At 72.5% G+C, this 14,847-nt stretch carries 14 protein-coding genes; 9 read left to right on the top strand and 5 right to left on the bottom strand.

The features are described 5' to 3' along the window. Positions 1 to 41 precede the first annotated feature (41 nt). Genes B0I32_RS12640 through B0I32_RS12630 form a run of 3 tightly spaced genes read left to right on the top strand, consistent with a single transcriptional unit; the run spans position 42 to position 2,282 of the window. A complete protein-coding gene (locus B0I32_RS12640; protein WP_106238062.1) occupies positions 42 to 1,142 on the top strand; it encodes an NAD(P)/FAD-dependent oxidoreductase in 1,101 nt (366 codons plus the stop codon). 19 nt (positions 1,143 to 1,161) lie between these two features. Then, a complete protein-coding gene (locus B0I32_RS12635; RefSeq protein ID WP_106238060.1) occupies positions 1,162 to 1,473 on the top strand; it encodes an antibiotic biosynthesis monooxygenase in 312 nt (103 codons plus the stop codon). Continuing rightward, a complete protein-coding gene (locus B0I32_RS12630; protein ID WP_106238058.1) occupies positions 1,470 to 2,282 on the top strand; it encodes an SDR family NAD(P)-dependent oxidoreductase in 813 nt (270 codons plus the stop codon). Before B0I32_RS12635 ends, B0I32_RS12630 begins: the two co-directional genes overlap by 4 nt. Positions 2,283 to 2,339: 57 nt before the next feature. On the opposite strand, the gene B0I32_RS12625 is transcribed toward B0I32_RS12630, so the two are convergent. Beyond that, positions 2,340 to 2,987 (bottom strand): TetR/AcrR family transcriptional regulator, encoded by a 648-nt coding sequence (locus B0I32_RS12625; protein WP_245955779.1) that lies wholly within the window; start codon positions 2,985 to 2,987, stop codon positions 2,340 to 2,342. Between the two features lie 81 nt (positions 2,988 to 3,068). On the opposite strand from B0I32_RS12625, the gene B0I32_RS12620 reads away from it, so the two are divergent. Next, positions 3,069 to 4,214: an acyltransferase family protein gene (locus B0I32_RS12620; RefSeq protein WP_181307309.1), complete on the top strand. Its 1,146-nt coding sequence runs from the start codon at positions 3,069 to 3,071 to the stop codon at positions 4,212 to 4,214. Here B0I32_RS12620 and B0I32_RS12615 read toward each other — a convergent pair. Next, the gene (locus B0I32_RS12615; protein ID WP_106238051.1) at positions 4,209 to 4,850 is read right to left on the bottom strand and encodes a TetR/AcrR family transcriptional regulator; all 642 of its coding nucleotides are present in this window, start codon (positions 4,848 to 4,850) and stop codon (positions 4,209 to 4,211) included. The two genes, B0I32_RS12620 and B0I32_RS12615, sit on opposite strands and share 6 nt — an antisense overlap. Positions 4,851 to 4,932: 82 nt before the next feature. On the opposite strand from B0I32_RS12615, the gene B0I32_RS12610 reads away from it, so the two are divergent. Beyond that, positions 4,933 to 6,174, top strand: coding sequence for a cytochrome P450 (locus B0I32_RS12610; RefSeq protein WP_245955778.1), 1,242 nt, complete (start codon positions 4,933 to 4,935; stop codon positions 6,172 to 6,174). A gap of 24 nt (positions 6,175 to 6,198) precedes the next feature. Here the strand turns inward: B0I32_RS12610 and B0I32_RS12605 are convergent, their stop codons facing one another. Continuing rightward, positions 6,199 to 7,179, bottom strand: coding sequence for an LLM class flavin-dependent oxidoreductase (locus B0I32_RS12605; RefSeq protein ID WP_181307307.1), 981 nt, complete (start codon positions 7,177 to 7,179; stop codon positions 6,199 to 6,201). Between the two features lie 185 nt (positions 7,180 to 7,364). Between B0I32_RS12605 and B0I32_RS12600 the strand changes: the two genes are divergently transcribed. The 4 genes from B0I32_RS12600 (at position 7,365) to B0I32_RS12585 (ending at position 12,911) form a co-directional block, all read left to right on the top strand. Continuing rightward, positions 7,365 to 8,951, top strand: a complete 1,587-nt coding sequence (locus B0I32_RS12600) for an amidohydrolase family protein (protein ID WP_106238046.1) — start codon at positions 7,365 to 7,367, stop codon at positions 8,949 to 8,951. A 34-nt stretch (positions 8,952 to 8,985) separates the two neighbouring features. Then, positions 8,986 to 9,597, top strand: coding sequence for a TetR/AcrR family transcriptional regulator (locus B0I32_RS12595; RefSeq protein WP_106238044.1), 612 nt, complete (start codon positions 8,986 to 8,988; stop codon positions 9,595 to 9,597). 38 nt (positions 9,598 to 9,635) lie between these two features. Continuing rightward, positions 9,636 to 11,258, top strand: a complete 1,623-nt coding sequence (locus B0I32_RS12590) for a carboxylesterase/lipase family protein (protein ID WP_219911747.1) — start codon at positions 9,636 to 9,638, stop codon at positions 11,256 to 11,258. Positions 11,259 to 11,414: 156 nt separating this feature from the next. Continuing rightward, entirely contained in the window at positions 11,415 to 12,911 is a 1,497-nt protein-coding gene (locus B0I32_RS12585; RefSeq protein ID WP_181307305.1) for an alpha/beta fold hydrolase, read from the top strand. 19 nt (positions 12,912 to 12,930) lie between these two features. Here the strand turns inward: B0I32_RS12585 and B0I32_RS12580 are convergent, their stop codons facing one another. Next, positions 12,931 to 13,566: a TetR/AcrR family transcriptional regulator gene (locus B0I32_RS12580; protein WP_181307303.1), complete on the bottom strand. Its 636-nt coding sequence runs from the start codon at positions 13,564 to 13,566 to the stop codon at positions 12,931 to 12,933. After that, positions 13,563 to 14,759, bottom strand: a complete 1,197-nt coding sequence (locus B0I32_RS12575) for a cytochrome P450 (RefSeq protein ID WP_106238036.1) — start codon at positions 14,757 to 14,759, stop codon at positions 13,563 to 13,565. Before B0I32_RS12575 ends, B0I32_RS12580 begins: the two co-directional genes overlap by 4 nt. Between the last annotated feature and the right edge of the window lie 88 nt (positions 14,760 to 14,847).

The raw sequence follows: 14,847 nt of genomic DNA, 5'->3' as shown, positions 1-14,847 counted from the left end.
AGGCTCGATCATGCCTTTTCGGATCCGATGAGGAGGGCTGGATGCGGACAGCCGAGGTCGTGGTCATCGGTGGCGGTTGCGTCGGGACCAGCACGGCCTACCACCTCGCCGCGGCCGGCTGCACGGACGTCGTCCTGCTCGAAGCGGACGCGCTGGGCTCGGGCTCGACCGGCAAGGCCGCCGGTGGGATCCGGCTGCAGCACGCCGACGCGCTCAACTCCCTGCTCGTACGCCGCTCGCTGGCGGAGTTCCTGCGCTTCGAGGAGCTCACCGGCGTGCCGATCGGCTTCAAGCAGGTGGGTTACCTGTTCCTGCTCAGCTCCGCCGCCGACCTCGACGCCTTCCGCCGGGCGGTAGGCGTGCAGCAGGGCCTCGGCATCCCCAGCGAACTGGTGGACGTGGCGGCGGTGCGCGAGTTCGTCCCGCAGCTGGCCACGGACGACCTCGTGGGGGCCACGTTCTGCCCGAGCGAGGGATACGCGACGCCGGAGGCGGTGGTGCAGGGGTACGCGACGGCGGCACGGCGGCTCGGCGTCCGCGTCGAGACCGGGCGCGCGGTCACCGCCGTCCGCGCCGAGGACGGCCGGATCACCGGGGTCGACACCGACGGCGGGCCGATCGCGGCCCCCACCGTGGTCTGCGCCGCCGGGGTGCACTCGGCCGGGCTCGCCCGCGGCATCGGGATGGAGCTCCCCGTGCACGGCGAGGCCCGCGCGATCCACTACACCGGCCGCGACGGCGGCGTCCCCGGCTCGGCCCCGCTCACCGTGGACTTCGCGTCGGGGTTCTACTTCCACCGCGAGGGCCCTGGAATGGTCTTCGGCGGCCGTCAGCGCGAGCTCGAAGACCTCGGCGAGCCCGCGGTCAGGCGGCTGCCCGTGCTGGCCGGGCTGCCGATCGAGTCGTCGTGGTGGGGCTACTACGACATGAGCCCGGACTCCAACGCGATGATCGGCTCCGGCCCGGTGGACGGCTTCCACTACGCGACCGGGTTCTCCGGCCACGGCTTCCAGCAGTCGCCGGCCGTCGGCGAGCATCTGGCGCAACGGGTGCTCGGCCTGCCCGTGAGCCTGGACCTGTCCCCGTTCTCCGCCGGACGGTTCCGCGCGGGCGCCGTACGTCCCGAGAAGTTCGTGATCTGACCAGCGAGAAGGAGCGTCGATGATCGCCAGAGCCTGGAAGGCGTCCGCCACCCCTGAGGGCGCGCGCCGCTACGCCGAGCACTTCGACGGCGCCGTCCTGCCCGAGCTGCGCCGGCAGGGCGGCTGCCGCGCGGCCTACCTGCTCACGCGGGAGTCGGGAGAGCTGGTGGAGATCCAGGTGATCACGCACTGGGAGTCGCTGGAGACGATCCGCGCCTTCGCCGGTGACGATCTCGATCACGCGGTCGTGGAGCCGGCGGCCCGCGCGGTCCTGACGGACTTCGAGCGGACGGTCGCCCACTTCACCGTGACGGAGGGCGAGGTCGCATGAGTGGCGGAACGGGCCGGCTCGCGGGCCGGGTGGCGATCGTCACCGGCGCCGCGCACGGGATCGGCCGCGCCATCGCCGGCGGGTTCGCCGCCGAGGGGGCCGCCGTCGTCATCGCGGACCTCGACGGCGCCGCCGCCGAGAAGGCCGCCGCCGAGGTCGCCGCGGCGGGCGGCACGGCCGTCGGCTTCGGCGCGGACGTCGGCCGTGCCGCGGACGTGGACCGCCTCTTCGACGCCACCCTCTCCGCCCACGGCACCCTCGACATCCTGGTCAACAACGCCGGCGACGTGACCGTCCAGCGGCACTTCCTGGAGTCCGACGAGCGGTGGTGGGACCACTTCCTGGACACCAACCTCAAGAGCCAGTACCTGTGCGGCCGCCGCGCCGCCGCCGTGATGGCGCCCCGGCGGTCGGGCAGCATCATCAACATGTCCAGCGGCGGGGCCACCCGGGCGCACCGGGGCATGGCCGCCTATGACGCCTCCAAGGGTGGCGTGGAGGGGCTGACCCGGTCGATGGCGCTCGATCTCGGCCCGTACGGGATCCGCGTCAACGCGCTCGTGCCCGGGCTGATCGCGACCAGGCCGGCCCACTTCGAGCCGGAGGCCCGGCGGCTGCGCGACGAGACCGTTCCACTGGGGCGGGGCGGGGTGGCGGAGGACCTGGTCGGACCGGCCCTCTTCCTCGCCGGGGACGAGTCCGCCTACGTCACCGGCGCCACGCTCGTGGTGGACGGCGGCGTGCTCGTGCAGCAGCGCAGCCCGCAGGTGGAGACGTTCCCCGTCGAGCGCTTCCCCGGGCTGGCCTGAGCGCGTGCCTCGGCCCCTCGAACAAGGAGATCCGCGAGACTCGTTCGCCGGGAACGGTCAGGAGCGTGGCGGGTCGTCGCTCGGGGGAAGGGGCAGCAGGCAGGTCAGCACGGTGGTCAACGCCCGTTCGACAGCCTCGGCGTCGACCGCCTCGGGATCGGCGATGTGCTCGTTGACCAGGCCGTTGGTCAGACAGTGCAGGATGAGCGCGGCCTGGTCCAGATCGACGGCGGGGCGGACGCCGGTCCGCTCGGCGACGTCGGCGATCGAGCGGGCCGCTCCTTCGCGCTGAGCCCGGCGCATCGGGGTGAGCACCTGCCTGGTCTGCTCGTCTCTGGCCGCGCGGGCCGCGAACTCCAGGCCGAGGTGGCCGTCGCCGCTGTCCTGCACGATGTGCCGGGTGACCAGCGACGCCACTCGGGCGATCATCGCGGGCAGGTCGTCGAGGTCACGGATCTCCTCCCGCACGGCGGCCAGTTCACTCGCGGCGCCGTCGCCGAGGATGGCGCCGAACAGTTCCTGCTTGCCGCCGAAGTTCGAGTAGACGGCCCCTTTGGTGAAGCCGGCGCCGGCCGCGATGTCCTCGATACGGGCGTCGGCGTAGCCGCGTTCGGCGAACACCCGCGCCGCCTCGGCCAGCAGCCGGCGGCGCACCTCCTCACGCGGCAGGCGCCGGGCCGGGTTCCTCTGCTGATCGCCGTTCACGACACCTAGCATACCGAAAGTACTCAATACTTTCGGTATCGTGTGGCGGGACTTGATCACCTTTCGGTTGCGGAGGACCTTTTGACGACGGCGACAACGACGACGTCCGGGCGAGGCGGTGGGCGCCAGAACTACATCGACTGGTTGCGCAACCTGGGCATCCTGTTCCTGTTCCCGTACCACACGGCGCGGGTGTTCGACGGCGACGCCTCGTTCTACGTCAAGGGCGAGGTGAACACCTTCTCCACCGTGCTGGTGCAGCTGTCCTACTGGTTCATGCCGCTGCTGTTCCTGCTGGCCGGCTCGGCCAGCTTCCACGCGCTCAAGCGCAGGTCGGCGGGTCGCTACGTCAGCGAGCGGGTGTCCAGGCTGCTGGTGCCGCTGCTGTTCGGCGTGTTGGTGGTCGTGCCGCCGCAGGCGTACTACGCCCTGCGGTTCCATCGCGGCTACGAGGGCTCCTACGCCGGCTTTCTGTGGCGGTACTTCACCGACTTCTCCTCCTGGTCGGAATACGCGGGCGGGATCTCGCCGGCGCACCTGTGGTTCGTCCTGTTCCTCTTCCTCATCTCGGCCGCGCTCGTCCAGCCGATGCTGGCTCTGGCCAGGCGGGGATACACGCCGGGGTGGCTGCGGCGGCCCCCGCTCGCGTTGCTGCCCGTCGCGCCGCTGACCGCGCTGTCGTACCTGCCGGAGGTGGGCGGGAAGAACATCTTCGTCTTCGCGGCCTACTTCATGCTGGGCTTCCTCGTCGCCACCGACGACTCGATCATGGACATGGTCGAGCGGCGGCGGCCGCTGTTCCTGGCGCTGGCGGTATGCGGGGCCGCGGGGGTTCTTCTGCTCGGCGGCCAGGAGAGCCTGCCGGCCACGGCCGTGCGCGACCTCGCCTGCTGGACGGCGTTGCTGGCCATGCTCGGGTACGGCAGGCGGTACCTCAACGGCGGGTCGAAGGCGGTGGCGTACTGCAACGAGGCGGCCTTCCCCCTGTACGTCCTGCATCAGACGTTCCTGGTCGCCACGGGCTTCCACGTTCTGCGGCACGCGGACGCCGGGCCCCTGCCGTACGTGGTGATCATGACCGTGTCGTTCGCGCTGAGCCTGATCACCTACGAGATCGTGCGGCGCTGGGGCCTCACCAGATTCGTCCTCGGCCTCGGCCGCCGGAGGCCGCCGGCCGTCGCCGGGGCCGGCTCGGCGGGCGGCGCGGCCCGCCCGAGCCGGTCATGACGAACGGGGCGGGGGCGCCTGGCCGAGCAGGGGGAGCCAGATCTCGTCCACGATCTCGACGATCGTCTCGTCCGGCACCGGGCGCATCGTCAGGAGCAGGTCGTGGCGCAGCAGGTCGAGCGGCAGGTTCAGCATCCGGGGCGAGCGCGGCGCGTCCGGCAGCTCGCCGCGTCCGACCGCGCGGGCGACGATCGTCTCGAAGGCGCTCGGCAGGCCCGGCGGGAGCAGGGTGTCGCGCAGGTCGCCGAGGCTCGTTCCGGTGTCGCGGAAGTACTCCTCCAGGTGCACGCTCATCAGCGTGATCATGCCCGCGCGGTCGGCGTCGGCGTTGCGCAGGAAGCCGATCGCGTCCTCGCGCAGGCTGCCGGTGTCGGGCACGTCGATCAGCCGCCAGAACTTGGCGAGCGTGGCCAGCAGCAGGTCCTGGCGCCGGGGCCAGCGACGGTAGAGCACGGGACGGCTGGTGCCGGCGCGGGCGGCGATCGCCTCGTAGGTGAAGCCGTGGTAGCCGTGCTCGGTGAGCACGTCCCACGCGGCGTCGAGGATGGCGTCCTCCAGCTTGGCCCCGCGCCGGCGCGTCGCGCCCCCGTCCCGTGACGAGCCTTCGGACGGCGGGCTGGCGGGCTTGAGATTCACTTGCGTATCTTATCGCGGTGATCTACGGTGACCACCGTTAGATACAGTCACGTACTTTATTTCGGGAAAGCAGGGCATGCTGATGGCAGCCGACAGCTCGGCGAGCGTGAGCACCATGGCGATGCGGCGGATCCTGCCGACGGACCTGGTGGAGCGGGGGCGCTGTCCCTTCGACCCGCCGCCGGGCCTGCGCGGGCAGGGGGCGATCCGGCCGGTGGATCTGCTCAACGGCGCGCGGGCCTGGCTCGTGACGGGGTTCGACGAGGCCCGTACGGTGCTGTCGGACGCGCGTTTCAGCGCCGACAAGCTGCGTCACCACGACGCGACCTCGCCCAGGCCGCCGGGGCCGGCCGGGCAGGAGACGGCGGAGCGTGCGGACGGGATCTTCGTGTTCATGGACCCGCCCGAGCACACCCGGCTGCGGCGGCCGCTGACGGGCCAGTTCACGGTGCGGCGGATGCGGCGGCTGGAGGCGCGGGTCAGGGAGATCGCGGTCGAGCACATCGAGGCGATGCGGGCGGCGGGCCCGGAGGCCGACCTGGTGCCGGCGTTCGCGTTGCCGCTGCCGTCGCTGGTCATCTGCGAGCTGCTGGGCGTGGACTACGCCGACCGCGCGGAGTTCCAGGAGCGCACGGCGGTGGCGCTCGACGCGAGCGCGACCGCGGAGGAGCAGGGCGCGGCGCGGGCCGGGCTGTACGCGTTCATGGGCCGCCTCGTCGCGCTCAAGCGCGCCGAACCCGCCGACGACCTGCTGTCCGGGCTCGTCCACGACACCGACCCGCCCCTCACGGACAGGCAGCTGACCGACGTCGCGCTCGGCCTGCTCAACGCGGGCCACGAGACCACCGCGAACATGCTGAGCCTGAGCACGTTCGCGCTGCTGGAGCACCCGGATCGGCTCGCGGAGCTGCGCGCCGACCCCGGCCTGATCGAGGGCGCGGTGGAGGAGCTGCTGCGCTACCTGTCGATCATCCAGCTCGGCGTCAGCCGGGTCACCACCGAGCCGGTGACGCTGGGCGGGGTGGAGCTGCCGGCCGGCGCGACCGTCGTGATCGCCACGCCGGAGGCCAACCGTGACCCGCGGCAGTGGTCCGATCCCGACGTGCTCGACCTGCGCCGCCCGCGCGTCCCGCACCTGGCCTTCGGGCACGGGGTGCACCAGTGCCTGGGCCAGCAGCTGGCCAGGATCGAGCTGCGGATCGGGCTGGGCGAGCTGATCTCCCGCCTGCCGGGCCTGCGGCTGGCGGTGCCGGCCGGGCAGGTGCCGGTAAGGGACGAGATGCTGATCTTCGGCGTGCGCTCGCTGCCGGTCACCTGGTCGTGACCGGCCGGGGCCCGACGTGTGGTGTCAGCCGGTGAGCTGGGGGATGACCTTCTCGCCGAACAGCCGGATCGCGGCGAGCACCTCGTCAGAGGGCAGGCCGCCGATGTCGATCAGCACCAGGTGCGCGTCGAGCCCGAGCAGCTTCTGCTGGGCGTTGAGCCGGTCGGCCACCTCGCTGGGGCCGCCGCAGATCGCCGCGCCCTCCATCAGCGCGTCGATGTCGATCTCCCGGCCGTCGCCACGCCACGGGCTGGCGAACGTGGCGTACGCCTGGAGGTAGGGCCGCCAGCGTTCGCGCGCGTCGTCCTCGGCGACGAACACGTGACTGGGCAGCGCGACCCGGCCGGGGGCGTGCCGCCGGTAGCCGGCCACCACGTCCAGGTAGACGCCGGGGTCGCGCAGGGTGCTGGGCAGCATGAGCGGCAGCCCCAGCTCGGCGGCGAGGCCGGCGGAGGCCGCCGAGCCGCTGCCGACCCACAGGGTGGGGTGCGGGCGCTGGACCGGGCGCGGCGTGGTGGTCACGCCCTCCAGCGGGCTGCGGAACGTGCCGCGCCAGGTGACGTCCTCCTCCCGCAGCAGCCGCAGCAGCAGGCGCAGGTATTCGTGCAGGCGCGGCCGCAGGTCGGCGGGGGCGATGCCGAAGGCGACGTCGGTCTCCTTGGACACGCCGCGGGCCACGATGAGCTCGGCCCGCCCGCCGGACAGCACGTCGAGGGTGGCCAGCTCTTCGGCGACGCGGACGGGATCGTGGTGGGCCAGCAGGGTGACGCCGGTGGACAGGCGCAGGGTGGTGGTGCGGGCCGCGATGGTGGCGAGGAGGAGTTCGGGCGCGGAGACGATGTAGCGGGTGAAGTGGTGCTCGCCGATGGCCACGCCGGTGAAGCCGGACTCCTCCGCCACCACGGCCTGGTCGACCATGGCGCGGACGCGCTCGGGCTCGGAGGGCGCGTGGCCGGTGCGTGGATCCGGCAGGTGATCGCCGAGGATCAGCAGGTAGACCTCCACAAGGCGAGACTCTACCCACGGGCGGCCTCGGCGCGGCTTCTTCGGCGCCGAGATGAGCTTCCGCCCTGAGCTTCCCATGAAGGCGGGCCGCTGAGGTGAGATCGGCTCATGTTCGGTCTTGATGCGGGGTGCCGGGCGGTGGATGCTGGCGGCAACCCCGGTACCGCAGGCTGGGAGGTCGTCCCGTGCTCCTCCATCTCACCCGAAGGGCGGCCGCGGCCGCCCTGCTGCTGTCCAGCGTGCTGATCGCGCCACCCGCCGCCGCACAGACCGCCGCCCCCGCGAACGCCCTGGTGAGCGGTTTCGTGGACGGTCACAGTCACCTGTTCTCGTACGAGGCCTTCGGCGGCAGGCTCATGTGCGGCAAGCCGTACGACCCCGCCGGCATCGCGGCGGCCCTGACCGACTGCCCCGACCACTACCCGAACGGCGAACTGGCCTGGTTCGAGAACTTCACCCGCACCGGCTCGCCCACCGGCACCCACGACCCCGTGGGCTGGCCGAGCTTCCGCGACTGGCCGGCGCACGACTCGCTGACCCACCAGCAGGCGTACCACACCTGGGTCGAGCGGGCCTGGCGGGGCGGGCTGCGGGTACTGGTCAACCATCTGGTGGCCAACCGGCAGCTGTGCGCCATCTACCCGCTGCGCCGGTACGCCTGCGACGAGATGGCCGCCATCAGGCGGCAGGCCCAGCGCGCCCGCGAGCTGCAGGACCACATCGACGCCGAGGCCGGCGGGCCCGGTCTGGGCTGGTTCCGTATCGTGGCCGATCCGGCCGAGGCCCGGCGGGTGATCGGGGCGGGCAAGCTCGCCGTCGTGCTCGGCGTCGAGACCTCGGAGCCGTTCGGCTGCCGCCAGATCCTCGGGATCCCGGCATGCACGCGGGCCCAGATCGACCGCGGCCTCGACGAGATGCGCGCGCTCGGCGTGCGCAGCATGTTCGTCTGCCACAAGTACGACAACGCGCTGTGCGGCGTCCGCTTCGACTCCGGTACCCAGGGCGCCGTGGTCAACGTCGGCAACCTGCTCGGCACCGGCTCGTTCTGGCAGGCGCGCACCTGCACCGGGCCCGAGCACGACAACACCATCGACCCGGCCGGCGTGCTGCCCGCGCAGATCGCGCGGCTGCTGCCCCCGGGCGTCTCCCTGCCGCTCTATCCCCCGGCGCCGCACTGCAACACCCGGGGGCTGACCGCGCTGGGCGAGTACATGGTGCGCGGGATGATGCGGCGCGGCATGCTCGTCGAGGTCGACCACATGAGCGTCAAGGCCGCCGACCGCACCCTCGACCTGCTGGAGGCGGCGGGTTATCCGGGCGTGGTCTCCTCGCACAGCTGGTCCGACCCGGCGTTCCTGGCGCGCATCTACGCGCTCGGCGGCATGGTCACCCAATACGGCCACGACGCCGAGCACTTCGTCGCGGAGTGGCGGCGCACGGTGCCGCTGCGGCAGCAGTACCAGGTGCCGGGGTACGGCTACGGCCTGGACGCCAACGGCCTGGGCCGGCTGCCCGCCCCGCGTCCCGGCAACGCGGCGAACCCGGTGACGTACCCGTTCACCTCCCACGACGGGTCCCAGGTGCTGGACCGGTTGCGGACCGGGCAGCGCACGTGGGACGTGAACGTGGACGGCGTGGCCAACTACGGCCTGGTCCCGGACTGGATCGAGGACATGCGCCTGCTGGCCGGCCCCGACCTGGTGCGCGATATGGCGGGGGGTGCCGAGTCGTACCTGCGCACGTGGGAGAACGCCGAAACCGGCGCCCGGTGACGCACGATTTGCTTGAGTGAGCTATTGTTTGCTCATGCCAGCAAATGAGCCGCCGCGTGAGCCCGGCCGGACCTTCACGGAGGTCGGGCGCCGGGCGCAGATCGTGGCCGCCGCGATCGAGACGATCGCCGAACTGGGGTACACCCGTACCTCGTTCGCCCAGATCGCCAAGCGCGCGGGCCTGTCCAGCACGGGCCTGATCTCGTACCACTTCGCCAGCAAGGCCGAGCTCTTCGAGCAGGCCGTGCTGCAGATCTACGGCGAGATCACCGCGTTCATGACCCAGCGCCTCGAAGGGCATACGACGGCGTCGGCCGCCCTTCGCGCCTACATCGAGGGGAACGTCGAGTTCTCCGCGACGCACCCGACGCAGATGAAGGCGTTGCTCGACATCTTCGTCAACGGCGGCATCGACTACGACGAGCCGAAGGAGCGCACCGCCGTGTCGCCGCTGGAGCAGATTCTGCGCTGGGGTCAGGAGTCGGGCGAGTTCCGCGACTTCGACGTCCGGGTGATGGCGACGAGCGTGCAGCGTTCGGTCGAGGGGCCGAACTTCCTGCTCGCCGGTGACACGACGCTCGATCTGCAGGCTTACGCCCGGGAGCTGGTGACGCTGTTCGAGCGGGCCACTCGCGCGGACACGTGACCCGGGCAGTCAACCCCTACGACAGGAGAGATTTTCTCATGCTCACCGTGCACCACCTGGTGTACTCCGCCCTCGCCCTGCTCATGGCCGGCACGGCCACACCCGCTCAGACGACCGGACCGCCCGCCTCCGCGCCTCCCGCTAGCGCATCCGAGCAGGTGACCGGCTCGCCGGTCGTGCGCCTGTCCTCGGGCCGGGTCCGCGGCCTCGACCAGGGGGCGGTCCGTACGTTCTCCGGCGTCCGTTACGCGCAGCCACCGGTCGGCCGCCTGCGCTGGGCGCCGCCCAAGACCGCCGAGCCGTGGCCAGGAGTGGCCGACGCCACCAAGCCCGGCGCCGCGTGCCCCCAGGCCCAGTTCCCCGGTGTGCCGCCGACCGACGAGGACTGCCTGTCCGTCAACGTCACCATGCCGCGTGACACCGGCGGCAAGCGGCTGCCCGTGCTGGTCTGGTTCCACGGCGGCGGGTTCACCACCGGGGCCGGCAGCCAGTACGACGCCAAGCGGCTGGCCACGCAGGGCCGTGTCATCGTGGTGACGGTGAACTACCGGCTCGGCGTGTTCGGCTACTTCGGCCACGAGGGGCTGGCGGGCTCGGGCACGTTCGCCATGGCCGACCAGATCGCCGCGCTGCGCTGGACGCGGCGCAACGCCGCCGCGCTCGGCGGCGACCCGCGCAAGGTCACGGTCGCCGGCCAGTCCGCCGGCGGCATGAGCACGTGCGCGCTGCTGACCAGCCCCGCCGCGGCCGGCCTGTTCGACCGGGCGATCATCTCGTCCGGGTCGTGCCTGATCGACTGGCCCGACGGCGGGCTGTTCCCCACCGCTCCCGGGCACACGCCGTACGCGTCCCTGGCGACCACGCGCAAGGACGGTGCCGCGCTCGCCGCCAAGCTGAAGTGCGACAAGGGCTCGGCCAAGGAGACCCTCGACTGCCTGCGCGCACTCCCCGCCACCGAGCTCGTGCCGCACACGCAGGCGTTCGCCGACCACCTCACGTACGGCACCCCGCTGCTGCCGGTCCACCCCGCCGACGCGCTGCGCAAGGGAACGTTCCACCGTGTGCCGGTGATCTCCGGTGGCACCCGCGACGAGATGCGCTCCTTCATCGGCGGCGCGATCATGGCCGGTCAGAAGTACACCCCCGAGCAGTACACCGAGCTGATGAGCAAGGCGTTCGGCGACCAGGCCGACGCGGTGGCGGCCCGTTATCCGCTCTCCGCGTACGCGTCGCCGGCGCTGGCGTGGGCGACCGTGATCACCGACCGGTCCTGGGCCTGCCCCGCGCTGGAGGGTGACCGGCTGCTCGCCCGCCGCACCACCGTCTACGCCTTCGAGTTCGGCGACCGCGACGCGCCCAACGTCAACGGCGTCGAGGTCCCCGGCTTCCCCCTGGGCGCGACCCACGCCACCGACCTGCCGTCAGTGTTCGACCTGGGTGGCCGCTACGCCCTCAAGACGCCGCCGCAGCAGCGGCTCGGCGCTCAAATGGTCGGCTACTGGGCCGCCTTCGCCAGGACCGGCGACCCCAACGGGCAGGGTGCGCCGCGCTGGTCCCGCTTCACCGGGAAGGGACCCGTGCTCGGCCTGGTGCCGGACGCCGTCAAGCCCATCGGTTACAGCGCCGACCACAAGTGCGCCTTCTGGAGGTCGATCGGCTGACCGCTTCGCGGCGCCCGCGCGACCGGCGCGGGCGCCGCACTCCCCCGGCCCGCCGGTAGGATTCCTTGGTCATGATCCAGGAAGGCGTTGAGGCGCGGCGGGACCGGGCGGGTGCCGTGTGAGCAGCTCCGGCGGCCGATCGACGGCGGGAGCGGCGTGCCACGAAGAGTCATCCTGATCGCCACCGCCCTCGTGCTGACGGCCACCCTGCTGACCGCCCCGGCGGCGTACGTGGCGCGGGCGTTCGTGACCGGGCCCGACGTCACAAACGCGGTCGGCGGACGCGGGATCACCTGGCGGCCGTGCGAGCGGGAGCCCGACGTCGACTGCGGCACGCTGGCCGTGCCGATCGACTGGTCCAAGCCGAACGGCCCTGCCGTCAGGCTGGCGCTCGCCCGGCGCAGGGCCACCGACCCCGCCGCCCGGATCGGGTCCCTGCTGGCCAACCCCGGCGGGCCGGGCAACTCCGGCGTGGACGACATCCTGCGCAACCCGTCCGGCTTCAGCGAGGAGATCCGGCGGCGGTTCGACATCGTCGGCCACGACCCCCGGGGCGTCGCCCGCAGCGGCTCGGTGACCTGCCCGGCCTCGGTCTACAACGAGATGCCCGACCCGGTCATCACGAGCGAGGCCGCCTTCCGCTCCTGGGTCGCGTACGGCAAGAGGCTGCACGCCGGCTGCCGCGAGCTCACCGGCCCCCTGTACGACCATCTCGACGCGGCCGACGTGGCGCGCGACATGGACGCCGTCCGCGCCGCGCTCGGCGAGGAGCGGCTGACCTCGTACGGCGTCTCCTACGGCACACTCGCCCAGCAGATGTACGCCGAGCTGTTCCCCGGCCGGGTCCGGGCCATGGTGCTGGACGGCAACATGGACCACAGCCTGACCGTCAAGGAGTTCCAGGTGAGCGAGGCGGCCGCGGTCCAGGACGGTTTCGACGAGTTCGTCGCCTGGTGCGAGCGGGACGCCGGCTGCGTGCTGCACGGGCGGGACGTACGGGCGCTGTGGCGGGGGCTGCTGGAGCGGGCGGAGCGCGGCGAGCTGTCCTGGCCCGGCCTGTTCGGCCGTATGGTGCGCGCCCACGACCTGCTCTGGCTCGGCGTGGTGCTCAACGAGGCGCCCGCCTGGCGGCGGCAGGCCGCGACGCTGCTCGCCCTGGCCGGCGGGCCGGTGCCGGGGGACCTGCCGGATCCGCCGGGCAACGGGCGGGCGTACGGCGAGTTCGCCGAGCTCCCGACCGCGATCCTCTGCGAGGACTTCGACCTGTCGCTGCGGGACTACGCCGAGTACGCCGACGTGCTGCGCGCCGCGAACGCGGTGGCTCCCGACCTGCGCTACAACCCGATGCCGATGGGCGACATGCCGATCTGCCAGGGCCGCCTGCCCGGCAACCCGCCGCATCGGCTGCGGTACACGGGCGACGCGCCGCTGCTGGTCGCCACTTCGCTGCACGACCCCGAGACGCCGTACGGGTGGTCGGCGAACGTGGCCCGCCAGCTCGGCGGCAAGGCCACGCTGCTCACGTACGAGGGGTGGGGCCACGGCGTCTACGGCATGACCGGGTGCGTGACGGCCGTCATGGACGCCTACCTGATCTCGCTGACCGTGCCCGCGCCGGACGCCCGCTGCCCGGCCGAGGAGCCTCAGGGCTAGGCCGGGCAGGGGCCCGTCGTCACGTCTTCGAGCAGCCTCCGGAGGCGCGGTCGAGGAAGTGCTGCCCGGACGGCGCGGGCAGGCGGTCGGCGGACGGCCGCAGGCTCGACAGCAGCAGGGCCAGGTAGCGGCGCGGGTCGTGCTGGCCGGGGTCGCCCGGATGGGCGGTGGCCAGCGCCATGATGACGATCGCCGCCAGGTCCCGTACGGACACGTCGTCCCGTACCTGGCCCGCCTCCTGGGCGCGGGTCAGGACGGTGCTGAGCGGCCCCATGAACCGCTCCGCGATGTCGACGCTCAGCGCCCGCGACTGCTTGACCGCCATCACCAGCCCCTGGTGGGCGGCCAGCGTGTCGACCGCTCCCGCCAGCGCCCCGGCCAGCGCGGCCCCGGCGTCGGCGTCGGCCTCGCCGCGGGCGCTCAGCGCCAGCGGCTCGATCTCCTCGGCGAAGTAGGTCAGGAAGGCCGCTCTGATCACGCCGTCGCGGTCGCCGAAGCGCCGGTAGACGGTGGCGCTGCCGATGCCCGCCCGCCGGGCGATCTCGTCGAGCGAGGCGTCCGGGCCGCGTTCGCGGAAGATCTCGATCGCGGCCCGGACGATCCTGTCGGCGTTGCGTACCGCGTCGGCCCGCTGCCGCTGTTCGGGCACGGTCACCAGGCGACTTCGAAGGAGGTCAGGCCGTAGACGACGTTGAACGAGCGGAACTCGGGCGAGGTGCCGGTCTCGCGCAGCTCGGGGAAGCGCTCGAACAGCGCCGGGAAGGCGATCCGCATCTCCATCCTGGCCAGCGGCGCGCCCAGGCAGTGGTGCACACCGTGGCCGAAGGCGACGTGGCCGAGGTCGCCGCGGGTGATGTCGAGGCGGTCGGGCTCGGAGATGTAGGCCGGGTCGCGGTTGGCCGCGGGCAGCGCGCACATCACCAGCTCGCCGGCCGGGATGCGGACGCCGGACAGCTCGACGTCGGTCATGGTGACCTTGCCGGTGCCGGAGTGCACGATGCTGAGCCAGCGCAGCAGCTCCTCCACCGTGGCGCCGATCCGCTCGGGGTCCTTCCTGAGCAGGTCGAGCTGGTCGGGGTGACGCAGCAGGGCCAGGGTGCCGAGCCCGAGCATGTTGGAGGTGGTCTCGTGGCCGGCCAGCAGCAACAGCGCGGCGATGCCCACCAGCTCGTCGGTGGACAGGTCGTCGCCGTGCTCGCGGACGAGCATGCCGAGCATGTCGTCGCCCGGCTCCGCCTTGGCGCGGGCGACGAGCTCGCCCATGTAGGCGCGCTGTTCCAGGTTCGCCGCCGTCCGCTCCGCGACCGGGAGCGAGATGTCCAGCACCTTGCCGGTACGCCGCTGGAACCCCTCCCGGTCCGCGTACGGCACGCCGAGCAGCTCGCAGATGACCAGCGAGGGGATCGGCAGGGCGAAGGCGGTGACCAGGTCGGCCGGCGAGCCCGCGCGCTCCATCGCGTCGAGGTGCTCCCGGACGATCTCGTGGATGCGCGGCTCCAGGCGGCGCATCCGGCGCATCGTGAACTCCGGCGTCAGGAAGCGGCGCAGCCGGGTGTGCTCGGGCGGGTCGAAGGCCAGCAGGTTGCCCGCCCGCAGCCGGTTGAGCTGCTCCTCGCTGTACTGCGCGGCGGCGCCCATCCGGAACGCCATGTTCTGGGCGTTGCTGAAGCGCGCGGCGTCACCGAGCACCTCGCGGACGTCGGCGTAGCGGCTGACGAGCCAGGCGTCGACGCCGAACGGGGTGGTCACCCGCCGCACACCCTCCTCGTCGCGCGCCGCCGACAGCTCGGGGTCGGGATCGAACACGTCGCGCCGCATGTGCAGGGGCAACGTCACAGGTTCGCTCATGTCATCTCCCGTGCGGAACCGGCCCCGGACGGACTTCGTCGACCGCCTCCCGAAAGACCGCGTCCCCTCATAAACGAGAGTAACCCAT

Source organism: Nonomuraea fuscirosea (assembly GCF_003001935.1).
Taxonomy (GTDB): Bacteria; Actinomycetota; Actinomycetes; order Streptosporangiales; family Streptosporangiaceae; genus Nonomuraea; species Nonomuraea fuscirosea.
This window is presented reverse-complemented; position numbering and strand designations above follow the sequence as displayed.